This is a genomic window from Cellulomonas sp. FA1 (assembly GCF_000986825.1).
GTDB classification, from domain to species: domain Bacteria; phylum Actinomycetota; class Actinomycetes; order Actinomycetales; family Cellulomonadaceae; genus Cellulomonas; species Cellulomonas iranensis.
This window is the reverse complement of the sequence record NZ_LBMY01000001.1, coordinates 1,241,842-1,267,061: the sequence shown is the minus strand read 5'-3', so window position 1 is coordinate 1,267,061 and position 25,220 is coordinate 1,241,842. Positions and strand designations below refer to the sequence as shown.

General features: G+C 74.2%; 26 protein-coding genes and 1 pseudogene. 14 read left to right on the top strand and 13 right to left on the bottom strand.

The features are described 5' to 3' along the window. Positions 1 to 4: 4 nt before the first annotated feature. Positions 5 to 1,057 (top strand): quinone-dependent dihydroorotate dehydrogenase, encoded by a 1,053-nt coding sequence (locus GY42_RS05635; RefSeq protein ID WP_046530600.1) that lies wholly within the window; start codon positions 5 to 7, stop codon positions 1,055 to 1,057. Beyond that, positions 1,054 to 1,269, top strand: coding sequence for a hypothetical protein (locus tag GY42_RS05630; protein WP_046528582.1), 216 nt, complete (start codon positions 1,054 to 1,056; stop codon positions 1,267 to 1,269). The genes GY42_RS05635 and GY42_RS05630 overlap by 4 nt, the downstream gene beginning before the upstream one ends. Before the next feature lie 27 nt (positions 1,270 to 1,296). On the opposite strand, the gene yczR is transcribed toward GY42_RS05630, so the two are convergent. After that, positions 1,297 to 2,745, bottom strand: coding sequence for a MocR-like transcription factor YczR (yczR, locus tag GY42_RS05625; protein ID WP_236686720.1), 1,449 nt, complete (start codon positions 2,743 to 2,745; stop codon positions 1,297 to 1,299). A 61-nt stretch (positions 2,746 to 2,806) separates the two neighbouring features. Here yczR and GY42_RS20000 point away from each other — a divergent pair, with 61 nt between their 5' ends. Genes GY42_RS20000 through GY42_RS18100 form a run of 3 tightly spaced genes read left to right on the top strand, consistent with a single transcriptional unit; the run spans position 2,807 to position 4,367 of the window. Next, positions 2,807 to 2,941, top strand: coding sequence for a hypothetical protein (locus GY42_RS20000; RefSeq protein WP_269082301.1), 135 nt, complete (start codon positions 2,807 to 2,809; stop codon positions 2,939 to 2,941). Beyond that, positions 2,938 to 3,579, top strand: a complete 642-nt coding sequence (gene yczE / locus GY42_RS05620; protein WP_046528581.1) for a membrane protein YczE — start codon at positions 2,938 to 2,940, stop codon at positions 3,577 to 3,579. The genes GY42_RS20000 and yczE overlap by 4 nt, the downstream gene beginning before the upstream one ends. A gap of 41 nt (positions 3,580 to 3,620) precedes the next feature. Next, the gene (locus GY42_RS18100; RefSeq protein ID WP_052748228.1) at positions 3,621 to 4,367 is read left to right on the top strand and encodes a hypothetical protein; all 747 of its coding nucleotides are present in this window, start codon (positions 3,621 to 3,623) and stop codon (positions 4,365 to 4,367) included. 58 nt (positions 4,368 to 4,425) lie between these two features. On the opposite strand, the gene GY42_RS05610 is transcribed toward GY42_RS18100, so the two are convergent. Next, positions 4,426 to 5,028, bottom strand: a complete 603-nt coding sequence (locus tag GY42_RS05610; protein ID WP_046528580.1) for a DUF3043 domain-containing protein — start codon at positions 5,026 to 5,028, stop codon at positions 4,426 to 4,428. A gap of 32 nt (positions 5,029 to 5,060) precedes the next feature. Between GY42_RS05610 and GY42_RS05605 the strand changes: the two are divergent. Continuing rightward, positions 5,061 to 6,454 (top strand): annotated as a pseudogene (locus GY42_RS05605) (dipeptidase). A gap of 27 nt (positions 6,455 to 6,481) precedes the next feature. On the opposite strand, the gene GY42_RS05600 reads toward GY42_RS05605, so the two are convergent. The 3 genes from GY42_RS05600 to nadA all read right to left on the bottom strand — a co-directional run bounded on the left by GY42_RS05600 (position 6,482) and on the right by nadA (position 8,907). Beyond that, positions 6,482 to 7,000 carry an acyl-CoA thioesterase gene (locus GY42_RS05600; protein WP_046528579.1) on the bottom strand — a complete coding sequence of 173 codons (519 nt, stop codon included), beginning with the start codon at positions 6,998 to 7,000 and terminating at the stop codon, positions 6,482 to 6,484. Between the two features lie 63 nt (positions 7,001 to 7,063). Further along, entirely contained in the window at positions 7,064 to 7,663 is a 600-nt protein-coding gene (locus tag GY42_RS05595; RefSeq protein ID WP_046528578.1) for a DJ-1/PfpI family protein, read from the bottom strand. A gap of 47 nt (positions 7,664 to 7,710) precedes the next feature. Further along, positions 7,711 to 8,907 (bottom strand): quinolinate synthase NadA, encoded by a 1,197-nt coding sequence (nadA, locus tag GY42_RS05590; protein WP_046530597.1) that lies wholly within the window; start codon positions 8,905 to 8,907, stop codon positions 7,711 to 7,713. An 85-nt stretch (positions 8,908 to 8,992) separates the two neighbouring features. Between nadA and GY42_RS05585 the strand changes: the two genes are divergently transcribed. Together GY42_RS05585 and erpA are read left to right on the top strand one after the other, a co-directional pair. Continuing rightward, on the top strand, positions 8,993 to 10,204 hold the full coding sequence (locus tag GY42_RS05585) for a glycerate kinase family protein (RefSeq protein WP_046528577.1): 1,212 nt from the start codon (positions 8,993 to 8,995) through the stop codon (positions 10,202 to 10,204). A gap of 129 nt (positions 10,205 to 10,333) precedes the next feature. After that, complete coding sequence (gene erpA / locus GY42_RS05580; protein WP_046528576.1) at positions 10,334 to 10,684, top strand: iron-sulfur cluster insertion protein ErpA; 351 nt, start codon at positions 10,334 to 10,336, stop codon at positions 10,682 to 10,684. A 106-nt stretch (positions 10,685 to 10,790) separates the two neighbouring features. On the opposite strand, the gene GY42_RS05575 is transcribed toward erpA, so the two are convergent. Next, the gene (locus GY42_RS05575; RefSeq protein WP_442856786.1) at positions 10,791 to 11,939 is read right to left on the bottom strand and encodes an aminotransferase class V-fold PLP-dependent enzyme; all 1,149 of its coding nucleotides are present in this window, start codon (positions 11,937 to 11,939) and stop codon (positions 10,791 to 10,793) included. Positions 11,940 to 12,146: 207 nt separating this feature from the next. Here GY42_RS05575 and ctaC point away from each other — a divergent pair, with 207 nt between their 5' ends. The 4 genes from ctaC (at position 12,147) to GY42_RS19335 (ending at position 16,148) form a co-directional block, all read left to right on the top strand. Beyond that, on the top strand, positions 12,147 to 13,016 hold the full coding sequence (gene ctaC, locus GY42_RS05570) for an aa3-type cytochrome oxidase subunit II (RefSeq protein ID WP_046528575.1): 870 nt from the start codon (positions 12,147 to 12,149) through the stop codon (positions 13,014 to 13,016). Continuing rightward, positions 13,016 to 14,839, top strand: a complete 1,824-nt coding sequence (gene ctaD, locus GY42_RS05565) for an aa3-type cytochrome oxidase subunit I (protein ID WP_046528574.1) — start codon at positions 13,016 to 13,018, stop codon at positions 14,837 to 14,839. Before ctaC ends, ctaD begins: the two co-directional genes overlap by 1 nt. Then, complete coding sequence (locus GY42_RS05560) at positions 14,836 to 15,234, top strand: cytochrome c oxidase subunit 4 (protein WP_046528573.1); 399 nt, start codon at positions 14,836 to 14,838, stop codon at positions 15,232 to 15,234. The genes ctaD and GY42_RS05560 overlap by 4 nt, the downstream gene beginning before the upstream one ends. A gap of 161 nt (positions 15,235 to 15,395) precedes the next feature. Then, positions 15,396 to 16,148, top strand: coding sequence for a VOC family protein (locus GY42_RS19335; RefSeq protein ID WP_160309396.1), 753 nt, complete (start codon positions 15,396 to 15,398; stop codon positions 16,146 to 16,148). A gap of 79 nt (positions 16,149 to 16,227) precedes the next feature. Here the strand turns inward: GY42_RS19335 and GY42_RS05550 are convergent, their stop codons facing one another. The 5 genes from GY42_RS05550 to ctaE form a co-directional block, all read right to left on the bottom strand. Beyond that, entirely contained in the window at positions 16,228 to 16,857 is a 630-nt protein-coding gene (locus GY42_RS05550) for a superoxide dismutase (RefSeq protein ID WP_046528572.1), read from the bottom strand. 122 nt (positions 16,858 to 16,979) lie between these two features. Beyond that, positions 16,980 to 18,734, bottom strand: coding sequence for a cytochrome bc1 complex cytochrome b subunit (gene qcrB / locus GY42_RS05545; protein WP_046528571.1), 1,755 nt, complete (start codon positions 18,732 to 18,734; stop codon positions 16,980 to 16,982). Beyond that, a complete protein-coding gene (qcrA, locus tag GY42_RS05540) occupies positions 18,731 to 19,789 on the bottom strand; it encodes a cytochrome bc1 complex Rieske iron-sulfur subunit (RefSeq protein ID WP_052748227.1) in 1,059 nt (352 codons plus the stop codon). Before qcrA ends, qcrB begins: the two co-directional genes overlap by 4 nt. After that, positions 19,786 to 20,571 carry a cytochrome bc1 complex diheme cytochrome c subunit gene (gene qcrC, locus GY42_RS05535; RefSeq protein WP_046528570.1) on the bottom strand — a complete coding sequence of 262 codons (786 nt, stop codon included), beginning with the start codon at positions 20,569 to 20,571 and terminating at the stop codon, positions 19,786 to 19,788. Before qcrC ends, qcrA begins: the two co-directional genes overlap by 4 nt. Before the next feature lie 72 nt (positions 20,572 to 20,643). After that, positions 20,644 to 21,291, bottom strand: coding sequence for an aa3-type cytochrome oxidase subunit III (gene ctaE, locus GY42_RS05530; RefSeq protein ID WP_046528569.1), 648 nt, complete (start codon positions 21,289 to 21,291; stop codon positions 20,644 to 20,646). A gap of 183 nt (positions 21,292 to 21,474) precedes the next feature. Between ctaE and GY42_RS05525 the strand changes: the two genes are divergently transcribed. Both GY42_RS05525 and trpD read left to right on the top strand, forming a co-directional pair. Next, positions 21,475 to 21,891: a response regulator gene (locus GY42_RS05525; protein WP_046528568.1), complete on the top strand. Its 417-nt coding sequence runs from the start codon at positions 21,475 to 21,477 to the stop codon at positions 21,889 to 21,891. After that, the gene (gene trpD / locus GY42_RS05520) at positions 21,888 to 22,937 is read left to right on the top strand and encodes an anthranilate phosphoribosyltransferase (protein WP_046528567.1); all 1,050 of its coding nucleotides are present in this window, start codon (positions 21,888 to 21,890) and stop codon (positions 22,935 to 22,937) included. The genes GY42_RS05525 and trpD overlap by 4 nt, the downstream gene beginning before the upstream one ends. 59 nt (positions 22,938 to 22,996) lie before the next feature. Here the strand turns inward: trpD and GY42_RS05515 are convergent, their stop codons facing one another. Continuing rightward, complete coding sequence (locus GY42_RS05515; protein ID WP_046528566.1) at positions 22,997 to 23,278, bottom strand: Lrp/AsnC family transcriptional regulator; 282 nt, start codon at positions 23,276 to 23,278, stop codon at positions 22,997 to 22,999. Between the two features lie 8 nt (positions 23,279 to 23,286). Continuing rightward, complete coding sequence (locus GY42_RS05510) at positions 23,287 to 25,110, bottom strand: DEDD exonuclease domain-containing protein (RefSeq protein ID WP_046530593.1); 1,824 nt, start codon at positions 25,108 to 25,110, stop codon at positions 23,287 to 23,289. Between the last annotated feature and the right edge of the window lie 110 nt (positions 25,111 to 25,220).

The following is a 25,220-nucleotide window of genomic DNA, read 5'->3' as shown; positions in this document are numbered from 1 at the left end:
CCGCGTGTACCGGCTGCTGTTCGACCTCGTCTTCCGCCGCATGGACCCCGAGCGCGCGCACGAGGTGGCGTTCGCGCTGATCGGCGCGGTCGGCCGCGTGCCCGTGCTGCGTGCCGTGGTCTCGCGCGTGCTGCGCGTGCCGCGCGGCGGGGCGGGAGCGGTGCGCGTCTGGGGTCGGACGTTCCCGGGCCGCTTCGGGCTCGCGGCGGGGTTCGACAAGGACGCCCGTGCGGTCGAGGGGCTCGCGATGCTCGGCTTCGCGTTCGTCGAGGTCGGCACGGTGACCGCGCACCCGCAGCCCGGCAACGACAAGCCCCGGCTGTGGCGGGTCCTGCCGCAGCGCGCGCTGCGCAACCGCATGGGCTTCAACAACCAGGGGTCCGCGGCCGTCGCCGAGCGGCTGCGGCGGCTGCGCGCGACGCCCCACGGCCGTGCGCTGGTCGTCGGCGTCAACATCGGCAAGACCAAGGCGACGCCCGTCGAGGACGCCGCCGCCGACTACGCGACGAGCGCGGAGCGGCTCGCGCCGTACGCCGACTACCTCGTCGTGAACGTGTCGTCGCCGAACACGCCGGGCCTGCGCGACCTGCAGGCGGTCGACGCGCTGCGGCCCGTCCTGGAGGCCGTGCGGGTCGCCGCCGACGAGGCGACGACGCGCGCCGCGCGGCCCGCGGTGCCCGTGCTCGTCAAGATCGCGCCCGACCTGAGCGACGACGACGTCGACGCCGTCGCCGACCTGGTCGCCGAGCTCGGGCTCGACGGCGTGGTCGCCGTCAACACGACGATCGCGCACGACCTCGGACCCGGTGGCCTGTCGGGACCGCCCGTGCTCGCGCGCGGCCTCGACGTCGTCGCACGCCTGCGGACGCGCCTCGGCCCCGACGCGGTGCTCGTGGGCGTGGGCGGCGTCAGCGGCGCGGCCGACGCGCGCGAGTACCTCGCCGTCGGCGCGACGCTCGTGCAGGCGTACACGGCGTTCATCTACGAGGGGCCGTTCTACGCGGCGCGCGTCGCGCGTGCGCTCGCCTCGGACGCCACGGCACGGGAGGTCCGGTGACGGTCGTGCGGCCCCGGTGGCAGTGGCGGCTCGTGGGCGACGACGGCGAGGCCGTCGACCGGCCCGGCAGCCCGGTGTTCCTCGTGCGGTTCGACGCCGAGCAGTGGCTCGGCGAGCACTGGCGCGCGCTCGCGGGCCAGGGGGTGCGGCACGCCGTGCTCCAGCACGACGGGCGCGACCTGCCGCCCGAGATCGAGCTGCCGACGGTCTGAGTCCGTCGCCGGCGGCGCGCCGGCCGCTCAGACCAGCGCGGGCTGGGCGACCCCCACGCGGTCGGACGGCGTGCCCGCGAGCACCGACCACGCCGCCGTCAGCCCGTCCACGGCGCGCCGCAGCGCCTCGACGGGCTGCGAGAACGGCACGCGCAGGTGGTCGTCGAACGTGCCGTCCACGCCGAACGCCGTCCCGGGCGCGATCCGCACGCCGTGGCCGTGCGCGAGCGCCGACAGCGCCGTCGCGACGGGCCGGCCCAGGTCGACCCACGTGGACAGCCCGCCGGCCGGCACCGGCACGTGCCACTGGGGCAGGTCGTGCGCGAGCGTCGCGAGCAGGGCGTCGCGCTGCTCGCGCAGCACGGCGCGGCGCTGCACGAGGACCTCGTCGGCGCACGCGAGGAGCTCGGCCGTGACGAGCTGGTCGAGCACCGAGGTCGCGATGTCGACGTGAGCGCGGCGCTGCGCGAGCGCGCCCACGAGGTCGGGGTGGGCGCGCACCCAGCCGACGCGCAGACCGCCCCAGAACGACTTCGACGCGGAGCCGACGCTCACGACGTAGCGGTCGGCCAGGCCGTCGCCCGCGAACGGTGACGGCTGCGGTCCGTCGATCGTGAGGTCCGTGAGGGTCTCGTCGCCCACGACGACGGTACGCGTGCGGCGTGCGAGCTCGCGGACGCGCGCACGGCCCTCGGTCGTGAGCGACGTGCCCGTCGGGTTGTGGTGGTCCGGCACGAGGTACGCCAGCCGTGGTGCGGTCTGCCGGACGGTCGCCTCGAGCAGGTCGAGGTCGGTGCCGGCCGACGTCACGGGCACCGGTACGGGGCGGGCACCGGCGGCCCGCACCGCGTCGACGGCGTGCGGGTACGTCGGGTGCTCGACGACGACCCGGTCGCCCGTGCCCGCGAGCGCGCCCGTGAGCAGGTGGATCGCCTGCTGCGCCCCCGTCGTCACGAGCACCTGGTCCGGGGTCGTCGGCACGCCGCGGCGCGTGTAGCGCTCGGCGACCGCGGCGCGCAGCGCCGGCAGGCCCAGGGGGGCGTAGCCGGCGCCGGCGAGGTGCCGGGGCAGCTGGTCGAGGGCGGCGGCGCACGCCGTCGCGAGCCGCGGCGGTGCGGCGGGGGCGGCGGCCGTGAGGTCGACGAGCGTGCCGTCGACCGTGCCGAGGCTCGACGGCGCGCGGTCGCCGCTGCCGGGGGGCAGGGTCGTGACCGTGCCCGAACCGCGCCGGCTCACGAGGAACCCCTCGTCGCGCAGCAGGTCGTAGGCGGCGGTCGCCGTGGTGCGGGAGACGCCGAGCGCGTCGGCGGTCTCGCGCTCGCCGGGCAGGCGTGTGCCGAGCGGGAGCGCGCCCGAACGGGTCAGGGCGCGCAGCGCGTCGGCCAGCGCCTGGTAGGCGGGGCCGGGGCGGTGCCACGCGCCGAGCAGCACCCGCAGGCGCTGGCCGTTGATCCGTCGGTCGATGGTGATCGCCACGAGGCCACTATGCGCGAAGTGGCCATGGCAGGCAATGCCAACGGTCGTCGATCCTGGGGCCATGTGGGTGTTCCTCGTTCTCCTCGCCGCGGTCGCGGTCGGTGGGGCCGTCGCGCTGGTGCGCACGGTCCGGGCCGACGGCCTCGGCCACAGTCCGCCGCCCCGCACCGACGTCGAGCCCGGGAGCCTCGCGTGAGCGCGCCCGCCGACGCCGCGACCGTCGCCGGTGCGCGGCGCGACGCGGTCGGGCGGCGCACGGCGCAGCTCCTCGTCGGGCTCGTGCTCTACGCCGCGTCCATCACGCTCCTCCTGCGCGCCCACCTCGGCGCCATGCCGTGGGACGTGCTCTCGCAGGGCCTCACGCGCGTCACCGGCTGGACGTTCGGCACCGTGACGGTCGTGGTGTCGCTCGTCGTGCTCGCGTGCTGGGTGCCGCTGCGGCAGCGCCCCGGTCCCGGGACGGTCGCCAACGTGCTCGTCATCGGTGTGCTCGTCGACCCGTTCCTCGCGCTCGCGGCCCTGCTGCCCGACCCGCTGCCGCTCGCGGCGCGTGTCCTGCTGCTGGTGCTCGGCATCGCGCTCAACGGCCTCGCGACGGCGCTCTACGTCGGCGCACGCCTGGGACCGGGCCCGCGCGACGGCCTGATGACCGGGCTCGTGGCGCGCACCGGCGCGCCCGTGCGCCTCGTCCGCGGCGGCATCGAGGTCGTCGTGGTCGCCGCCGGCTGGGCCCTCGGCGGCACCGTCGGGCTCGGGACGCTCGCGTACGCCCTGGCCATCGGCCCGCTCGTGCACGTGCTGCTTCCGCGTCTGACCGTCCCCGCGCGGCGGTAGCCTGCCGCAGGCAGCGCACGCGGCGAGGAGGACCCAGGGACATGCACACGGTCGGCACGGTGGTGGACGGCTTCGAGCTCACGGCGTCGGGCGAGTGGGTCCGCGTGTCGCCCACCGCGGGGTCGCCCTACCGCCTGGGGGACGTCGTCGACGGGCACATGCTGACCGCCGACCTGCGGTGGGTCCCGCTGCGACGCACGCCGGTCGCGCCGTACGTCGCCGGCGACGTCGTCGACGAGCACGTGCTGACCCCTGAGGGGGAGTGGGTGCCGCTCGCCGACCGCGTGCGCGACCGTGCCGCCACCGGGACCCGGGGCCGCACGTCACGTCCCGCCGCGTCCCCCGGGGGCGACGCCACGGCGGCCGAGCGCGCCGCACGTCGGGCCGCCGAGCAGCGGGCGGCGAGCGAACGGGCCGCGGCCGAGCGTCGCGCGGCTGCCGAGCGCGCGTCGGCGCAGCAGCGCGCCGCCGAGCAGCAGGCCGCCGCGGACCGTGCCGCGGCCGAGCGTGCCGCGGTTCAGCGTGCGGCGCAGCAGCAGGCCTCTGCCCAGCCCCGGACGACCTCCGGGGGCGGCGCCCCGCGCCGCACCTACCGGGTCGGCGAGGTCGTCAACGGCCACGTGCTCACGCCCGACAACCGGTGGGTGCCCGTCAGCGGCCCGGCCGCGTCGACGCCGCAGCGTCCGCGGCCCCAGCAGCAGGCGCCCGGCGGCACCTACCGGCGGGTCCTGCCGTTCCTCGTCGTCGGGTTCGTGCTGCTGCAGGTCGTACGCGCCTGCGGGGCCTGAGGCGCCGACCGCCACCGGGCCGCGCGGGTGCCGCGTCCTCCGGACCCGCGCGGCGACGTCAGGACGGGCGCTGCCCGTGCTTGACCTGCGGCTTCGGCAGGCGCGACGGGCGCACCTGGAACGCGCGCAGCACCGCGTACATCGCCAGCCCGCGCGGAGGCAGGCCCGACTCCCCGAACTTCGCCACGAGCCGCTTCCTGAGCCCCCGCCACATGAGCCAGGCGTCGGCGAGCGAGGCCATGATGTAGACGTACAGCAGCAGGAGCGAGGCGAACGCCACGACCGAGGCGCTGCGCGCCGTCGCGAACTGGATGACCAGCATCACCGCCGCGATCGGCAGGAACAGCTCGCCGAGGTTCCAGCGCGCGTCGACGTAGTCGCGCACGTACCGGCGCACCGGGCCCTTGTCGCGCAGCGGCATGTGCCGCTCGTCGCCCGTGCGCATCGCCTGGTACTCGAGCTCGCGCTGCACGCGCTGCTTCGCGCGCGCGTCCTTCGCGGCGGCGCGCCGGTCGGCGGGCACGAGGGGGCGCTTGTTGCGCGCCTCGGCCTCCTTGCGCGACGGCGTCGGCCGGCCCTTGCCCGTGGTCCCGGGCTTCGGCGGCTCCTCGACGACGGGGGCGTCGACGGTCGGCGGGGGGTCCTGCTTGCGTCCGAACACGACGCCAGGGTAGTCGAGTAGCGTCGTGGGGCGTGACCACCACCGACGCCGTCCCCACCCCCTCCGACGAGCGCGTCGCCGCCCTGCGGGCGCGCGTCGCGTCCCAGTTCGCCGACGTGCGCGCCGACCTCGAGGCGCTCGTGCGCATCCCCAGCGTGTCGAACGAGGCGTTCGACCGCGCGCACGTCGAGGCCTCGGCCGCCGCGGTCGCGCAGCTGCTGCGCGACGCGGGCATGCCGCAGGTCGACGTGCTGCGCGTGACGGGCGCGGACGGCACCGCGGGTGCCCCCGCCGTCGTCGCGCGCCGCCCCGCCCCGCCGGTGCCCCCACGGTCCTGCTCTACGCGCACCACGACGTGCAGCCCCCCGGCGACGAGGCGCACTGGTCGACGCCGCCGTTCGAGCCGACGCAGCGCGGCGACCGGCTGTTCGGCCGCGGCGCCGCCGACGACAAGGCGGGCGTCGTCGCGCACGTGGGCGCGCTGCGCGCGCTCGGCGACGAGCTGGGCGTCGGGGTGACGGTGTTCGTCGAGGGCGAGGAGGAGGTCGGGTCGCCGACGTTCGTCGACTTCCTGCACGCGCACCGCGAGCTCCTGGCGGCCGACGTGATCGTGGTCGCGGACTCGTCGAACTGGAAGGTCGGCGTCCCGGGGCTGACGACGTCGCTGCGCGGCCTCGTCGACCTCGTGGTCGACCTCGAGGTGCTCGACCACGCGGTGCACTCCGGCATGTTCGGTGGGCCCGTGCTGGACGCCGTCACGCTGATGTCGCGTCTGGTCGCCACGCTGCACGACGACGCGGGCGACGTCGCCGTCGCGGGGCTCGTGCACGCCGACGACCCCGAGGTCGACTACGACGAGGACGACCTGCGCGCCGACGCGAGCGTGCTGCCCGGCGTCCGGCTCGCCGGCACGGGCCCCCTCACGGCACGCCTGTGGACGCGCCCCGCGATCGCCGTCATCGGCTTCGACGCGCCGCCCGTCGCCGGCGCGTACAACGTCGTCACGCCGCGCGCGTCGGTGAAGCTGTCGGTGCGCGTGGCTCCCGGCCAGGACCCGGCCGCCGCGACGGCCGCGCTGCAGGAGCACCTGCTCGCGCACGCGCCGTTCGGTGCGCGCGTGTCGTTCCGCGACGGCGAGGAGGGTCGTCCGTTCCAGGCGCCGCGCGACTCCGCGGGCATGCGCGCCGCGCGCTGGGCGATGGGCGCGTCGTGGGGCACGCCGCCCGTCGACATCGGCATCGGCGGCTCGATCCCGTTCATCAGCGACCTGCTGGACGTCTACCCGGACGCCGCGATCCTCGTCACGGGCGTCGAGGACCCCGACTCGCGCGCGCACGGCGCCGACGAGTCGGTGCACCTCGGCGAGCTCGAGCGGGTCGTGCTCGCCGAGGCGCTGCTGCTCGAGGTCCTGGCGCCGCGCGGCTGACCGACGGCGCCGCGTCGTGGCCCGGGCTCAGCGGTGGGCGACGTCCACCGCGCGGGCCCAGGCCGCGACGTCGGAGGGCAGCGCGGGGCTCTCGCGCGGCGCGCCGTCGATCAGCTCGACGACCTCGACGGGCGCGATCCGGTCGCCCGCACGTGACAGGAACCGCCCGGCGACCCAGCCGCGCGCGACGTGCTGCTCACCGCGGTCCATGACCTGCTCGAGGTAGACGACGCGCTCGTCCCAGCCCATGACGCGCGTCGTCACGGTGAACCGCTGCCCGAGCGTCAGCGAGCGGCGGTACTTCACCGTCGACGCCGCGACCACGGGGTACCAGCCGCGCCGGGCCAGACGCCCGAACGCGCCCAGGTCGGCGAGGAGGTTCGACCGCGCCACGTCCATGTACTGCAGGTACACGCCGTTGTTGACGTGCCGGTACAGGTCGAGGTCGCCGGGGCGCACCCGCAGGTGCGTCACCGAGTCGTCGAGCAGGTCCATGCCCGGCACCGCGCGGCGGGGGCGGGTCGTGGCGAGCAGCAGCTGGATCATCCGTGACACGCGCAGGACCCTACCGACCGGCGCGCGTCGGTCGTGCGGCCGGCCGAGGATCCCTCAGGCGGGTGCGGGGACGACGTGCTCGATGCCCCACCGGACGCCGTCCGCGGCGGCAGGGGAGTCGAGCCGGGCGACGAGGTGCAGCGCGAGGTCGATGCCGGCCGTGACGCCCGCCGAGGTCACGACGTCGCCGTCGTCGACGAACCGCACGCCGCTGCGCACGTCGACGGTCGGGTCGGCGGCGGCGAGCTCGCCGAGCGCGCCGTGGTGCGTCGTCGCGGGCCGCCCGGTCAGCAGGCCCGCGGCGGCGAGCACGAGCGCACCCGTGCACACGCTCGCGACCAGCGGTGTCGCCGCCGCGGCGGACCGCAGCCACGCGAGGTGCGCGTCGTCCGTCATGAGCCGCCGCGCGTCCGGGCCGCCGGGGTGCACCAGGGCGTCGAGCGGGCCGACGTCGGACGCGCGGGTGGTGGGCGTGATCTCCATGCCCTTCGCGCAGCGCACGGGGGCGCCGTCGAGCGAGAACGTCAGCACCTCGGCGCCGAGCGCACCGTGCTTCGCCCACTGCGCGAGCACCTCCCACGGCCCGACGGCGTCGAGCTCCTCCACGCCGTCGAACAGCAGGATGCCGACGCGCGGCGGTCGGGGTGCGGTCACGGCGTCCTCCTGGTCGGTCGGGTGGCTCGGGCGTGCTGCGTGGTGGGTCAGTGGCCGGGCAGCGCGAGCATCTGGTCGAGAGCGACGCGCGCCCAGTGCGCGTCGTCCGGGTCGACGACGATGCGGTTCGGCACCCGCCCGGCGACGAGCTCCTCGAGCGCCCACACGAGGTGCGGCAGGTCGATGCGGTTCATGGTCGAGCAGAAGCACACCGTCGAGTCGAGGTAGTGCACGGTGAGCTCCGGGTGCTGCTGCGCGAGGCGCCGCACCAGGTTGAGCTCGGTGCCGATCGCCCACGACGACCCGGGCTCGGCCGCGTCGAGAGCCTTGATGATGTACTCGGTCGAACCGACCATGTCGGCGGCCGTGACGACCTCGTGCTTGCACTCGGGGTGCACGAGCACGGTCACGTCCGGCACCGCCGCACGGATGTCGGCGACGTTGCGCGCCGAGAACCGGCCGTGCACCGAGCAGTGCCCGCGCCACAGGATCATGCGCGCGTCACGCAGCTGCTGCGCCGTGAGCCCGCCGCCCGGCCTGCGGGGGTCGAACACGACGCAGTCGTCGAGCGACAGCCCGAGCGCCTGCACCGCGGTGTTGCGGCCCAGGTGCTGGTCCGGCATGAACAGGACCTTGCCGTGCCCGTCGACGCCGCCGACGCGGTCGAACGCCCACCGCAGCGCGACGTGCGCGTTGGACGACGTGCAGACCGTGCCGCCGTGCCGGCCGGTGAACGCCTTGATGGCCGCCGTCGAGTTCATGTAGGTCACGGGGACGGTGTCCTCGGCGACGCCCGCGTCGACGAGCACGTCCCACGCGTCCTCGACCTGGTCGATCGCGGCCATGTCGGCCATCGAGCACCCCGCGGCCAGGTCGGGCAGCACGACCTGCTGCGCGTCCGACGTGAGGATGTCGGCCGACTCGGCCATGAAGTGCACGCCGCAGAAGACGACGAACTCCGCGTCGGGTCGCGCGGCCGCCTCGCGCGCGAGCTTGAACGAGTCGCCCGTGACGTCCGCGAACGCGATGACCTCGTCGCGCTGGTAGTGGTGGCCCAGCACGAACGCCCGGTCGCCCAGCGCGGCGCGCGCCGCGCGGGCGCGCTCGACCAGCGCCGGGTCGCCCGGGGCCGGGAGAGCGCCGACGCACTCGACGCCGCGCTCGGACGCCAGGTCCACCCCGCGGCCCAGCAGCAGCAGCGCGGACGGTGCGGGCTCGGTGAACGTGCTTGTGGTCGTCGTCACGGCGGCATGATCCCACAGCGCCCGCCGGCCGCCCGTGCACGTCGCGCGTGCCGGGACGGCCGCACCGGCGTGCCACGATCGTCGCGTGCGCGTCCTCATGGCTCCCGACGGCTTCGGCACCCGACTGACCCCGGCGCAGGCCGCTGACGCGCTGCGCGACGGCTGGCGCGCGGGGGCGCCGCACGACGTCGTGGACGTCTGCCCGCTCGCCGACGGCGGCCCCGGGTTCGTCGCGACGCTGCACGCGAGCCTGGGCGGCGACGTCGAGCCGGTCACCGTCACGTCACCGCTCGGCGCCCCGGTGCCGGCCGCGCTGCTGCGCGCGGGGACGACCGTGCACGTCGAGTCCGCGCACGCGCTCGGCCTCGACCTCGTGCCCGACGACCGCCGCGACCCCACGCGCACCACGAGCCGCGGTGCGGGGGAGCTCGTCGCCGCGGCGCTGCGCGGCGCGCGCCGCGTGGTCGTGGGCCTGGGGGGCTCGGCGACCAACGACGCGGGCGCCGGTCTGCTGCTCGGGCTCGCGACCGCGCTGCTGCCGCCCGGCGCGGTGGCCGAGCGCGTCGCCGCGCTGCTCGCCGCGGGCGGCGGCGGTCTGGGCGAGGTCACCGCCGACGACCTCGCGTGGCTGCCCGACCTGCGCGCCGCGCTGCGTGACGTCGACCTGCTCGCGGCCGTCGACGTCGACGTCCCGCTGCTCGGCCTGCAGGGCGCGTCGGCGGGCTTCTCGCAGCAGAAGGGCGCGACGCCCGAGCAGGCGCAGGCGCTCGAGCGCGCCCTCGGCGCGTTCGCGCACGCCGCGACCACCGCGCTGGGTCCGGTGCGCACGGGCCCGGGGGCCGACCTGCTCGGCGGCGGCCCCGACGTGCGCGCCGCCCGGCTCACCGGCCTGCCCGGCGCGGGTGCCGCCGGCGGCGTCGGCTTCGCGCTCGCGCTGCTCGGCGCGCGGCTGCTGCCGGGCGCCTCGCTCGTCGCCGACGCGGTCGACCTGCCCGGGCGCATCGCCCGCCACGACCTGGTGGTCACGGGCGAGGGACGCACCGACTGGCAGTCCCTGCACGGCAAGGTCGTCGCCGAGGTCGCGGCGCGCGCGCTGCCGCTCGCGGTCCCGACGGTCGTCGTGTCGGGCGAGGTCCAGGTCGGGCGCCGCGAGCTGTCGGCCGCGGGCGTGACGGCCGCCTACGCGGTCGCCGACGACCCGCGCGACGTCGCTGCCGCGCTCGCGGACCCGGTCGGGTCGCTGCGCGCCCGCGCGGCGCGGGTGGCGCGCACCTGGTCGCCCGCGCACGGGTCCTGAGCGGGCCCGGCGGGCCGTCCCCGCGGGGCCCTCGTCGCGAGCTCGACGGGGCGTACGCTGGTCGGGAACAACGGCCCGGTCATCGGTGTTGGCGACGACGAGGACCGTTCTGGCGAACCCGGGAGTGACATGAGCGAGACCACGCAGACCGCGACGCACGGCGTCCAGCTCACCGACGTGGCGGCCGACAAGGTGCGCAGCCTGCTCGAGCAGGAGGGGCGCGACGACCTGCGCCTGCGCGTCGCGGTGCAGCCCGGCGGCTGCTCGGGCCTGATCTACCAGCTGTACTTCGACGAGCGCCTGCTCGACGGGGACGCGACGCGCGACTACGACGGCGTCGAGGTCGTCGTGGACCGCATGAGCGTCCCGTACCTCGAGGGCGCGACGATCGACTTCGCGGACACGATCGAGAAGCAGGGCTTCACGATCGACAACCCGAACGCGGGCAGCTCCTGCGCGTGCGGCGGCTCGTTCGGCTGACCCGCAGCGCTCGACCCGCGAGCCCGTACCCGTGAGGGTGCGGGCTCGCGGCGTACCCGGGCGTCTCGTCCCCGCGGCGTCGGCCGCCCTCGGTGCGCCGGGCCCATCACGCGCCCAGCGCGGCCCGCACGTCGGCCACGGCGCGCGGCAGGACGTCGCAGAACCGGTGCACGGCCGCGGCGTCGACGTCGTGGGGGAGCGCGAGCCGCACGTTGCCCTGCGTGAGCACGCCCATCGCGACCAGCACGTGGCTGGGCTCCAGCGCGCTCGACGTGCAGGCCGAGCCCGAGCCGACGCCGAAGCCCGCGCGGTCGAGCCGGTCGACGATCGCCTCGCCGTCGACGTACAGGCACGAGAACGTCACGACGTGCGGCAGCCGGTCCACGGGGTCGCCGACGACCTGGACGTCCGGGACCTCGGCGGCGACGCGGCGGCGCACGAGGTCCACGAGCGCGCGCCGGTGCGCGTCCGCGGCCGCCGCACCGGCCTGCGCCTCCTGGAGCGCGACGGCGGCGGCGAGCGCGGCCGGCACGGCGACGCCGCCGGGCGACCACCGGTCGTCGTCGTCCGGCCAGTCCGGGCTGCGGCGCACGCCGCGCCGCGTCACGACGACCCCGAGGGGTGGTCCGCCCCAGTCGCCCGCGTCGGCGACCAGCACGTCCCCGGCCGCGCCCACGGGGACGTGGCCCGCGCTCGCGCCGACGTCGACCAGCAGCGGGACGCCCGCGGTGCGCAGCCGCTCGTGGACGGCGGCTACGGGCTGGAGCGTGCCGACCTCGCCGTTGGCGTGCTGGAGCGCCGCGAGCGCGACCGGCCCCGCGGCGGCCGCGACGAACGCGTCGGCGTCGACGCGCCCGTGCACGTCGACGTCGACGGTCCGGACCGCGCCGCCGGCGCCGGACGTCACGAAGTCGGCGGCGTGGTGCACGGCGGCGCGCTCGACGGCGCCGACGACGACGTCGGCGCCCGCGCGCCGCCGGCCCCGTGCGACGGAGCGCACCGCGTTGTGCAGCGCGAGCGTGTGCGACGCGACGAGGTCGACCTCCTCGGTGCGTGCGCCGAGCCCCGCGGCCAGCGCCTCGCGCGCGCCGTCGAGCAGCAGCCGTGCGCGACGGCCCTCGGCGTGCAGCCGTCGCGGGTCGGCCCAGCCCTGGTCGAGCGCCTCGACGAACGCGGTGCGGGCGGCGGCGCGCAGCGGTGCGTGCCCGGCGACGTCGAGCACCGCGCGGACCTGCGGGGCGGGGGGAGTGGTCACGCGTGCACGGTAGCCGCGGGGCGCGCGCAGGACCTCCACGTGGCGTGCACGCGGTGTGACGGTGCTGACACCACGTCGTCAAACGCGCGACACGGCACGTGAGCGGCGCCACGGCGCGCTAGGCTGCTCGGGTCGAGGACGAAGGTCCCAGACCGCGTGCGCCCTCTGCGGGCGGCACCCGGCGGGACGTCGAGTGGAAGGTCCCCCGTGCACCCGGTTTCCCCCCGCCGCACCCGGCGCACCGTCGCCGCCGTGGTGGCCACGGCCGCCGTGCTCGTGCTCAGCGGCTGCTCCGAAGCGGTCCAGCGAGGCTGGCTCCCCGGCCACTCCGACCAGGAGGTCACCGACCACACCGGTCGTGTCGTCTCGCTCTGGGTCGGGTCGTGGATCGCCGCCCTCATCGTCGGCGCCATCACGTGGGGCCTGATCCTGTGGTGCGTCGCGGTGTACCGCAAGCGCAAGGACGACGACACGCTGCCGGTCCAGCTGCGCTACCACGTGCCGCTCGAGGTCATGTACATCCTGCTGCCGATCATCATGGTCGGGGTGCTCTTCTACTACACCAACCGGGACACGACCGCGCTGACGGACACGTCGGCCGAGCCGGACGTGAACATCCAGGTCATCGGCAAGCAGTGGAGCTGGGACTTCAACTACCTCGACGACGACGTCTACGAGACGGGTCAGCACGCGCAGGACATCGGTTCCGACGCGTCGGTGCTCGGCGACCAGGTCACGCTGTACCTGCCGGTCAACGAGCGCGTGGAGTTCACGCTGGACTCGCGCGACGTCATCCACTCGTTCTGGATCCCCGAGTTCCTCTACAAGCTCGACATGATCCCGGGCCGGACCAACACGTTCCAGGTCACGCCGACGCGTGAGGGCTTCTACGCCGGCAAGTGCGCCGAGCTGTGCGGCGAGGAGCACTCGTCGATGCTGTTCAACGTCGCCGTGGTCTCGCAGGAGGAGTACGACGCCCACATGGAGGAGCTGCGCGACCGCGGCCAGACCGGAGCGCTCGGCCTCGAGTACAGCCGGCAGCAGGACCTGAACGACGTGGCGAAGGGCGAGGACTGATGGCTGCCCACACCGAGGTCATCCCGGGGCTGGCGCCGCGTCGCCAGACGCTCGGCCGGACGGTCGTGAAGTGGATCACCTCCACCGACCACAAGACGATCGGGTACATGTACCTGATCACGTCGTTCGTGTGGTTCGCGATCGGCGGGATCCTGGCGCTGCTCATCCGCGCCGAGCTGTTCGCGCCCGGCATGGACCTGTTCCAGTCCAAGGAGCAGTACAACCAGGCGTTCACGATGCACGGCACGATCATGCTGCTGCTGTTCGCGACGCCGTTGTTCGCGGGCTTCGCCAACATCATCCTGCCGCTGCAGATCGGTGCGCCCGACGTCGCGTTCCCGCGTCTCAACATGTTCGCGTACTGGCTGTACCTGTTCGGCGGCCTCATCGCGGCGGCGGGCTTCCTCACGCCGCAGGGTGCCGCGTCGTTCGGGTGGTTCGCCTACGCGCCGCTGTCCAACCAGATGTACTCGCCGGGGCTCGGCGGCGACCTGTGGGTCTTCGGGCTCGCGCTCACCGGCTTCGGCACGATCCTGGGTGCCGTCAACTTCATCACCACGGTCGTCACGATGCGCGCCCCCGGCATGACGATGTTCCGGATGCCGATCTTCACCTGGAACATCCTGGTGACGTCGCTGCTGGTCCTCATGGCGTTCCCGCCGCTGGCCGCCGCGCTGTTCGCGCTCGGCGCCGACCGGCGCCTCGGCGCCCAGGTGTTCAACCCCGACAACGGCGGTGCGCTGCTCTGGCAGCACCTGTTCTGGTTCTTCGGGCACCCCGAGGTCTACATCATCGCGCTGCCGTTCTTCGGCATCGTCACTGAGATCCTGCCGGTGTTCAGCCGCAAGCCGATCTTCGGCTACAAGGGGCTGGTCTACGCGACGGTCGCGATCGCGGCCCTGTCCGTCACCGTGTGGGCGCACCACATGTACGTCACGGGTGCGGTGCTGCTGCCGTTCTTCTCGTTCATGACGATGCTCATCGCGGTGCCGACCGGTGTGAAGTTCTTCAACTGGATCGGCACGATGTGGCGCGGCAAGCTCACGTTCGAGACGCCGATGCTGTGGACCATCGGCTTCCTCGTGACCTTCCTCTTCGGTGGCCTGACGGGCGTCATCCTGTCCAGCCCGGCGCTCGACTTCCACCTGTCCGACACGTACTTCGTCGTCGCCCACTTCCACTACGTGGTGTTCGGCACGGTCGTGTTCGCGATGTTCGCGGGCTTCTACTTCTGGTGGCCCAAGTTCACCGGTCGCATGCTCGACGAGCGCCTGGGCAAGATCCACTTCTGGGTCCTGTTCGTGGGCTTCCACATGACGTTCCTCGTGCAGCACTGGCTGGGCGTCATCGGCATGCCGCGCCGCTACGCGGACTACTCGCCGGCGGACGGCTTCACGTGGATGAACCAGCTCTCCACCGTCGGCTCGGTGATCCTCGCGGCCTCGACGCTGCCCTTCCTCTGGAACGTCTACGTGACGTGGCGCCACGCGCCCAAGGTCACGGTCGACGACCCGTGGGGCTACGGCGGCTCGCTCGAGTGGGCGACGAGCTGCCCGCCGCCGCGGCACAACTTCACGTCGCTGCCCCGCATCCGCTCGGAGCGTCCCGCGTTCGACCTGCACCACCCCGAGGTCGCCGCGCTCGACCACGTCGAGCCCGACGACCCGGGCCCGCTCGACTGGGCGCCGCAGCGCACGGGTGAGCGCGAGCTCGCCGAGGAGCGGATCGCGAACGGCTCGGGCGAGGAGCACCAGTCGTCCACGACGGTGCTCGAGCACGACCAGGAGGACGTCGACCGGCGCCGTGAGGAGGACGACCGATGAAGATCGAGGCCCAGCTCTTCCTGTACGGGATCCTGTTCTTCGTCCCCGTCGGGCTCATCTACGGGTTCTGGAGCGGCGGCGAGCCGGTCGGGACCGTCAGCATCCCGCTGACCGGCGGCCTGGTCGGCATGATCGGCGGCTACTTCGCGCTCCTGGCGCGTCGCATCGGCCAGCGGCCCGAGGACGACGAGCTCGGCGAGATCGAGCAGGGTGCCGGCAACCAGGGCACGTTCAGCCCGTGGAGCTGGTGGCCCCTCGTCGTCGGCCTCGCGGCCTCGATCGCGTTCCTCGCGCTCGCCGTCGGCTGGTGGCTGATGGTGCCCGCCGTCGCGCTCGCCGCGATCGGGCTCGTGGGGTGGCTCTTCGAGTTCTCCCGCGGGCAGCACGCGCACTGACGCGCAGCGTTCGACCGCCAGGAGGGGCGCACCACCGGACCGGTGGTGCGCCCCTCCTGCGTCTGCTCCGACGCGCGCCCACACGGGCGCAGCGGGGTCGTCGCGGCGTGCGGTGCGATGTCGGACGGTGCGATGTCGGACGGTCTCGCTAGCCTCGCCCCGTGCGCATCCAGGAGCTCGTCGTCGACTGCCAGGACCCGTCACGCCTCGCGGCGTTCTGGGGCGCGCTGCTGGACGCCCCGTGGACGCTCGTGCACGACGGATGGGCCGTGCTCGACACCGACGGCGTCCGTCTCGCCTTCCAGCGGGTCCCGGAGGGCAAGCAGTCGCACAAGAACCGGCTGCACCTCGACGTCGAGGCGCAGGACGTCCGGTGGGCCCTCGCGCGTGCCCGCGCCCTCGGTGCCGTGCCGACGGGTCACCGCGAGCTCGACGCGCGGGGCGACGGCTACGTCGTGCTGCGCGACCCGGAGGGCAACGAGCTGTGCCTCGTCGTCGACCAGGCGGGCGGGTGGGGCGCGGCGCAGCGCTCGGCGCTGACGGCGGCGCCGGTCCCGGCGCGCGTCTGGCACGTCATGCCCGCCGCAGCGCTCGAGGCGCTGCTCGCCCGCGTCGACGTCGACGCGCACGACGAGCGGCCGGCGAGGGCCGGCGCGTCGGACCCGGGGGAGACGATCCCGGTCTGCGACGCGGACGACCTCCTCGCCGTGGCGGAGCGGGTCGCCGCAGGGGAGCGTTCCGCCACGGGTGCGACGACGGCGCTCGTCGCGGTCGAGATCGACGCCGGCCTCGCGACGCGGCGCAGGGAGCAGGGAACGGCAGAGCGTGCGGGCGCGACCACGGGACGATGGCGGTGCGCGGGGCCGCTGGATCCCGCCTGGATCGTCGGCGTGCGGCCGCTGGCCGAGGCCTGACTGTCCCGACCCAGCCGCGCCGGGACAGCACGACGGCCGCCCACCACGCCGGTGAGCGGCCGTCGGGACGGTCAGCGCGTCAGAGCGAGGGGACGATCAGCCCGGACGTCTGCGAGCGGGCTGCCGTGAAGCGCTTCTCGGCGTCGGCCCAGCTCACGATGTTCCACCACGCCTTGACGTAGTCCGCCTTGACGTTGACGTAGTCGAGGTAGAACGCGTGCTCCCACATGTCGAGGACCACGATCGGCGTCAGGCCGAGGGGGATGTTGCCCTGCTGGTCGTACAGCTGGAAGATCGCGAGCTTCTGGCCCACCGAGTCCCACCCGAGGATGGACCAGCCGGAGCCCTGGATGCCGACCGCGTTCGCGGCGAAGTGCTTCTGGAACGCGTCGAACGACCCGAAGAACTCGTCGATCGCGGCGGCGAGCTCGCCGGTCGGCTTGTCGCCACCGTCCGGGGAGAGGTTCTGCCAGAACACCGAGTGGTTGACGTGCCCACCGAGGTTGAACGCGAGGTTCTTCTCGTGCAGGTTCACCGCCGCGAAGTCGCCCGACTCACGGGCCGCGGCGAGCTTCTCGAGCGCCGTGTTGGCGCCGGTCACGTACGCGGCGTGGTGCTTGTCGTGGTGCAGCTCCATGATCCTGCCGGAGATGTGCGGCTCGAGCGCCGCGTAGTCGTACGGCAGATCCGGGAGCGTGTAGTCAGCCATCTCTTACCTCTCCTGCGTCGGGTGGCGGGTGCTCGCACCCGCCCGGAAACGCCGTCGCGGTGCCCGGCCACGTCGGCCGGACACCGCGAACGGTCGTCGCTCAGGTCAACTCTCGTCCAGGATCAGCTGTTCCGCCCGTCGGCGGTCGTCTCATCCTCCGAGCGCAGCCGGCGGCCGCCACCCGTGGGGGCGGACTCGCCGAGCAGCTGGGCGGGCGCCTTCTCCTGGTCGGAGCCGAGCGCGTCGTGCTCGCCGTGCGAGTGCGACGCGGCCAGCTGCGCGGGCGTCACGGGCTCGACGCGGTCCTCGTAGAAGACCTGCGACAGGCGCTGACGCATGCGGTCCAGCCGGTAGCCCTTGCGGCGCACGCCGCGCGAGTCCTCGGCCGGCTCGATCTCGACGGGGCGGATCGCGTCGTGCTGCACGCGGAGCCACCGCTCGTGCGCGTCGAGGGGCTTGTGCACCTCGATGTACTCGCCCGACGCGAACCGCACGATCTGACCGGTCTCGTGCCCGTGCAGCACCAGCTCGCGGTCCTTGCGCTGCAGGCCCAGGCAGATCCGCTTGGTGACGGCGAACGCCGCCCACGGCCCGAGGAACAGCAGGAACCGGAACACCCACGTGATGTCGTTGATCGACATGTGGAAGTGCGTCGCGATGAGGTCGTTCGACCCCGCGAGCACCAGGATGAAGAACGCCGTGAGGAGCGAGACGCCGAACGCGGTCCGGAAGGGCCGGTTGCGGGGGCGGTCGAGCACGTGGTGCTCGCGCTTGTCACCGGTCGCGAACGACTCGACGAACGGGTACAGGGCGAGCAGCGTGAACAGCACGCCCGGGACCACGACCGCCGGGATGAGGACGTTCAGCGACAGGGTCCACCCGTCGGGCCCGAACAGCACGTACTCCGTCTGCCCCGGCATGAGTCGCAGCGACCCCTCGAGGAAGAGCATGTACCAGTCGGGTTGTGCGCCCGCGGACACGGGGGACGGGTCGTACGGCCCGTAGTTCCACACCGGGTTGATCGACATGGTCGCGCCCATGAGCGCGATGACGCCGAAGACGATGAAGAAGTAGCCGCCGGCCTTCGCGACGTACACGGGGAACAGCGGGTAGCCCACGACGTTCGCGTTGGTGCGGCCCGAGCCCGGGTACTGCGTGTGCTTGTGCAGCACGACGAAGAACAGGTGCAGGCCGATGAGCGCGAGGATCAGACCGGGCACGAGCAGGATGTGCACGGTGAACAGGCGCGGGATGATGTCGTGCCCCGGGAACTCGCCGCCGAAGATGAAGTACGACAGGTAGCTGCCCAGGATCGGGATCGACCGCACGACGCCGTCGGTGATGCGCAGGCCGTTGCCCGAGAGCACGTCGTCGGGGAGCGAGTAGCCCGAGAAGCCGGCGGCGAGGCCCAGGATCAGCAGCACGAAGCCGACGACCCAGTTGAGCTCGCGGGGCTTGCGGAACGCGCCCGTGAAGAACACGCGCATCATGTGCGTGACGATCGCCGCCATGAAGATCAGCGCGGCCCAGTGGTGGATCTGCCGCATGAGCAGACCGCCGGTGACCTCGAACGACAGGCGCAGCGTCGAGGCGTACGCCTCCGACATCTCGACGCCCTGCATCGCGGGCCACGGGCCGTCGTAGTGCACCTCGGTCATGCTCGGCACGAAGAACATCGTGAGGAACACGCCCGAGATGAGCAGCGTGACGAAGCTGTAGAGCGCGATCTCCCCGAGCAGGAACGACCAGTGGTCGGGGAAGATCTTGCGCGCGAACTCCTTGACCGCGGTCCCGATGCCGGTGCGCTGGTCGAGGTAGTCGGCGGTCTTCGCGGCGGCCTTGCCGGCGCCGGTCGGTGCGCTGGTGGTGGTGCTCATCGCAGCCGCTCCCAGAAGCTCGGTCCGATGGGCTCGTGGAAGTCGCTCTGCGCCACCAGGTAGCCCTCGTCGTCGACGGTGATCGGCAGCTGGGGCAGCGGCCGCTTGGCGGGACCGAAGACGACCTTGGCGCCGTCGGCCACGTCGAACGTGCTCTGGTGGCACGGGCACAGCAGGTGGTGCGTGTGCTGCTCGTAGAGCGCCACGGGGCAGCCGACGTGCGTGCAGATCTTGGAGAACGCGACGATCCCGTCGTACGACCAGCCCTCGCCCTGCTCGGACTTGATGTCGCGCGGGTCGAGCCGCACCAGCAGGACGACGGCCTTGGCCTTCTCGTCGAGCGGGGCCTCGGTCTCGTGCAGGCCCTCGGGGATCACGTGGACGACCGAGCCGATCGTCACGTCCGAGGCCTTGATGGGTCGACCCGTCGGGTCGATCGTGAGCTTCTTGTTCCGTGCCCACATGGTGCGCTTGAACTTCGAGACGTTCCAGTCCTCGCCGACCTCGCCGATCAGCGGCAGGGCGATCGTCAGCGGGAACAGCGCGAGCGAGGACACGAGCGCGCCCTTGAGCACGCCGCGCCGTCCGATCGCGGAGTCCTGCGCGCCCTCCTTGAGGGCGGCGACGGCCTCGGCGCGGGTCTGGTCCGAGCTGCGCTGCGCGTGGCGGTCCTCGGCCTTCTCGTGGTCGTTCATGAGCGACTTCGCCCAGTGGACGGCCGCGAGCCCGATGCCGAGGAGCGCGAACGCGAGCCCGAGCCCGAGCGCGAGGTTGGAGACGCGCATCGAGGCGATGGTCTCGCCCGGGGGCAGCGCGAAGTACGCGGCGACGAAGCCGATCGTGCCGAGGATCGAGATCGTGAAGAGCGCGACGACCTGGCGCTCGGCACGCTTGTTCGCCTCGGGCTCGACGTCCGAGCGGCGCGGGCGGTGCGGGCCGAAGCCCGGGTTCTCGAACTTGTCGACCGCGTCGTCGCCCTGGCGCAGCGCGAGGTCGGAGCCCGCGGTGTCGCGGGGCTCGAGCTCGTCGTGGCCGTGGTCGTGGGTGGTGCTCACGAGGACCTCGCTCCGATCCAGACTGCTGCTCCGATGAGCAGACCCATGCCGACGACCCAGGCCCACAGGCCCTCGCTGACGGGGCCGAGGCTCCCGAGGCCGATGCCGCCGGGTGCCTCGTCGCCCTGCAGGTCGAGGTACGCGATGATGTCGCGCTTCTCGTCCGGCGTGAGCGTCGCGTCGTTGAAGACGGGCATGTTCTGCGGGCCGGTCGCCATGGCCTCGTAGAGGTGCGTCGGCGACGTCTCCCACAGGTTCGGCGCGAACTTGCCCTGCGACAGCGCACCGCCGGCGCCGACGGCGTTGTGGCACATCGCGCAGTTGGTGCGGAACAGGGCCATGCCGTTGGCGGGGTCGCCGAGGGCGGGGTCGACCTGCTTCTCCGAGGGCACCGCGGGCCCGGGGCCCAGCGACGCGACGTACGCGGCGAGGGCGGCGATCTGCTCCTCGTCGAACTGCGCGGGCTTCGCCTGCGCCTGCGGGCCGTTCATCTGCATGGGCATGCGGCCCGTGCCGACCTGGAAGTCGACGGCCGCGGCGCCCACGCCGACCAGCGACGGCACGGCGTCGGTGCCGGTGGCGTCGGGCCCGTGGCAGGTCGCGCAGTTGGCCTGGAACAGCTTCTCACCGGTCTCGACCTGGTCCGCCGTCGGCGCCGCGGGGGCGGCGTCGGCGGAGGTCGGTGCCAGGACGGCGTACAGCGCGCCGGTGAGCAGCAGCGCCAGCAGGAGCAGCACGACCGGCGCACGCCGGTCGTGCCTGCGGGCTGCGAGTGCCTTCACGGATCGGTCCTCGTCTCGCGTGTCGGGGGTACGGAAGGGGGCGGGGTGGCGGCCGCCGAGCGGCCGCCGGCGTCATCGGACGAGGTAGATGATGGCGAAGAGCGCGATCCACACGACGTCGACGAAGTGCCAGTAGATCGAGGTGACGATCGCGGTCGTCTCCTCGTGGTGGCCGAACCGCTTGGCGGCGAACGAGCGGCCGAGCAGGAAGAGGAAGGCGATGAGGCCGCCGACCACGTGGAGGCCGTGGAAGCCGGTCGCCAGGTAGAACACCGAGCCGTACGGCGACGACGAGATCGTCAGGCCGTGCTCGACGAGCTCGGCGTACTCGAAGATCTGGCCGCCGATGAAGACCGCGCCCATGACGTACGTCAGGGTCATCCACTCGTTCATGCCCCAGCGCCAGAACTGCACGATCGACCCGCTGCGGACGGGCTGCAGCCGCTCGGCGGCCCACACGCCCATCTGGCACGTCACAGACGACAGCACCAGGATCGTGGTGTTGGCGAACGCGAACGTGAGGTTGAGCTTCTCCGTCTGGACGGCCCACTCCTCGGGGACCGCCGCACGCACCGTGAAGTACATGGCGAAGAGGCCGGCGAAGAACATGAGCTCGCTGGCGAGCCACACGATCGTGCCGACCGTCACCGGGTTGGGCCGGTTGACGGTCACGTGGGGGACTGGGCGCGAGGCAGCCGTTGCGGTCGACACGCTCGTCATTATGGCTGACGAGCGCCGCGCATGGGTCGTTCGACCCACGTTCGGTCGCGGGGATATGTCACATCGTCACTTTCTCGTGACCTGCGGGTGCGCTCCCGCGACCCGTCCGGCGGCGGGAGCGGCGGACGAGGTCGTCGACGTGCCAAGATGCCCCTGGCACGTCGACGACGAGTGAGGGGCACCATGAGCACCGCCGACCCCGCGGCCCGCGGGCCGCGCATCCTGCTGTACAGCGACGACGTCGACGCACGTGAGCAGGTCAGGCTCGCGGTCGGGCGTCGCCTCGGACGCGGCGAGCCCGACATCGAGTGGACCGAGGTCGCCACGGCCGACGCCGCGATCGCGGCGACCGAGGCCGGCGGGCTCGACGTGCTGGTGCTCGACGGCGAGGCCGACAAGGTCGGCGGGCTCGGGCTGTGCCGCCAGCTCAAGGACGAGGTCTACGCGTGCCCGCCCGTGGTCGTGCTGACGGGGCGCCCGCAGGACGCGTGGCTCGCGTCGTGGTCGAACGCGGACGCGGTGGTGAGCCGCCCGTTCGACCCGGTCGTGCTGCACGCCGCGATCGCGGACCTCGTGCACGCGGGCGCGTCCGGTCGATGACGCTCGGGACGACCTGGCCCGACCTGCTCACCGCGCTCGTGCGGGGCGAGGACCTCGACTCCGCGCAGGCCGCGTGGGCGATGGACCGCATCATGAGCGGCGAGGCGACGCCCTCGCAGGTCGCGGGGTTCCTCGTGGCGCTGCGCGCCAAGGGCGAGACCGTCGCCGAGCTCGCGGGCCTGGCCGACCAGATGCTCGAGCACGCGCACCGCTTCGAGGTCCCGGGGCGCTCGGTCGACATCGTCGGCACGGGCGGCGACCGCCTGCACACCGTGAACATCTCGACGATGGCCGCGCTCGTCGTGGCCGGCGCGGGCCTCACGGTGGTCAAGCACGGCAACCGTGCCGCGTCCTCGTCGACGGGGTCGGCCGACGTGCTCGAAGCCCTCGGGATCCGGCTCGACCTGCCGCTCGACCGGGTCGCCCGGCTCGCGTCGGAGGTGCGGATCACGTTCTGCTTCGCGGGGGCGTTCCACCCCTCGATGCGGCACGCCGGCGCGACGCGTCGCGACCTCGGGATCGCGACCGCCTTCAACTTCCTGGGTCCGCTGACCAACCCCGCGCAGCCCCAGTCGAGCGCGATCGGCGTCGCCGACGCGCGCATGGCCGGCCTCATCGCCGGCGTCCTGGCGGCGCGCGGTCGCTCCGCGCTCGTCTTCCGCGGCGAGCACGACGGGCTCGACGAGGTCGCCGCCACCGGCGCCACACGGTTCTGGGAGGTGCGCGACGGCGACGTGCGCGAGGAGGTCGTCGAGTGGGCGGCCGTCGGCGTGCCGCCCGTGACGGTCGAGCAGCTGCGCGGCGGCGCCGCCGCGCAGAACGCCGACGTCGTGCGCGCGCTCGTGGCCGGTGAGCACGGGCCCGTGCGGGACACCGTGGTCCTCAACGCCGCCGCCGCGCTCGTCGCGGACGGCACCCTCCCGGGCACCGCGCAGGGGTCGCTCGTCGAGCGGCTCGTCGCCGGCGCCGGGCTGGCCGAGCGGGCGCTCGACGACGGCGCGACCGCCGACGTCCTCGCCCGGTGGCGGGCGGCCGCGGCGTCCTGAGCCGTTCGCCGCACCTCCCGGGACGCCGGGAGGTGCCCCGGCGTCAGTCCTCCAGGCGCTCAGTCCTCCAGGCCGAGGGCGAACGCCTCCTCGAGGTCGTGCCGCGAGTAGGCGCGGAACGCGATGTACGTCTGGGTGCGCACGACGCCCTCGACCTTGCTCACCTTGTCCGCGATGACGTCGGCGAGGCTGTCGTGCTCCCGGACCCGCACCATCGCGATGAGGTCGACCTCGCCGGTCACGGAGTAGACCTCGCTCACGCCCTCGATCTCGGCGGTCGCGGCGGCGACCTCGGGGATGCGTGCGGCGTCGCAGTCGATGAGGACGATGGCGGTCAGCATGGCAGCCATCATGCCGTGTGCCGCCGCTCCGGCGCCGGCGCCGGCGGGGTGTCGTCGACGAGCGGTGCGGGGGGTGCGACGAGCGCGACCGCGACGGCCGTGGCGGCGTCCCGCACGGCCTGCGCGGAGCGCACGGGGGAGGACCACTCGCCGTCGAGCTCGACGAGCCGCACGCCCTGCTGCTCGAGCCACGCGAGCAGCAGGTCGGTCTCCTCGGGGTGCGCGGCCGTCGCCGGGGCGACGGGCGCCGGGACGTGCTCGCCGCCCGCGCGCAGGCTCGCGACGGCCGGTCGCGGGTCGGTCGCGCGGTCGACGACAGCGGTGCCCGCGAGACGCCCGTGGCGGACCAGGACGAGCTCCCACCCGCCGTCGTCGGTGCGGCGCGCCGCGACGAGCTCGCGGCAGCGTGCCGCGGTCGCGTGCCGCTGCGCACGGGCGGCGCCCCGGACGTACGCCGTGAGCCGGTCCCGCACGCCGGCGGCCTCCTCGAACCGCTCCTGCACCACGAGCGTGCGGATGCGGGCCGCGTGCGTGCGCACGACGTCCTGCGGGTCGCCCGACATCGCCGACCGCACGGCGTCGGCCACGGGCCGGTAGGCCGCGGCGTCCTGGCCCCCGACGCACGGCGCGCCGCACCGTCCGACCTCGGCCAGGACGCACGCGCTCGCGCCGGGCGCGGGCACGACCGGGAGCCGCCCGGTGCACTGCCGCACCGGGAACGTCGCGTGCAGCGCGTCCACGGCCTGCTGGGCGACCGCGCGCGACGCGAAGGGCCCGATGTGCGCGGTGCCCGCCCGGACGTCGCGCACGACCGACAGACGCGGGAACGGCTCGTCCGTGAGGCGGACCCACGGCATGCGCTCGGGGGCTCGTGAGCGCCGGTTGTACCGCGGCGCGTGCTCGGCGATGAGGCGCAGCTCGCGCACGCGCGCCTCGAGCGGCGTCGCGCAGACCACCGGGTCGACGCGTTCGGCGATCCGCACCATCTCCGTCATGCGGCCGCGCTTCTCGGCCGACGTGAAGTAGCTGCGCACGCGGCGTCGCAGCGACGTCGTCGAGACACCCACGTAGAGCACCTCGTCGCCCGGGCCGCGGAACAGGTACACGCCGGGGGCGTCGGGCAGGCCGTCGGCCAGCGTGCGTCGGCGGCGGACGTCGCCCGGCACGGGGTCGGTCGCCGTCGCGAGGTCCTCGAGGTGCGTGATGCCCCACGGCGCCAGACGCCCGAGCAGCGCGTGCAGCACGTCGACGGTCGCGCGCGCGTCCGACAGCGCCCGGTGGTTGGGCGTGACCTGGGCGCCGAACAGCGCCGCGAGCGTGCCGAGCTTGTGGTTCGGCGCCTCGTCGCGCGGGACGACCCGCCGTGCGAGCCGCACGGTGTCGACGACCTGGAACCCGGGCCACGGTCGTTCCAGCCGCGCGGCGGCGGCGCGCAGGAAGCCCACGTCGAACGGGGCGTTGTGGGCCACGAGCACGCTGTCGCGCGCGAACTCGAGGAAGCTCGGCAGCACCTCGGCGATCGTCGGGGCGCCGACGAGCATGGACGTCGTGATGCCCGTGAGCACCTGGATGTACGGGGGCACGGGTCCACCCGGGTCGACGAGCGTCTGGAACTCGCCCAGGACCTCGCCGCCGCGGACCTTCACGGCGCCGATCTCGGTGATGGCGTCCTCGCCGGCGCGACCGCCCGTCGTCTCGAGGTCGACGACGACGAACGTCACGTCCTGCAGCGGTGTCCCGAGCTCGTCGAGCCCGGGCTGCACGGGCCGCGCGCCGGGCGGCGGGGCCGACGCGACGGGAACGCCGGGACGCAGCCGTCGGGTCGTGGACATGCCCGGGACGGTACCGACCGGGTCCGACACGCCGCCGCGCGGCGCGCTGCGCACGGGACGCGGGACGTGGGCGCACGGCGCGGAGGCGCGGCGCGGACGCACGCCGGCCC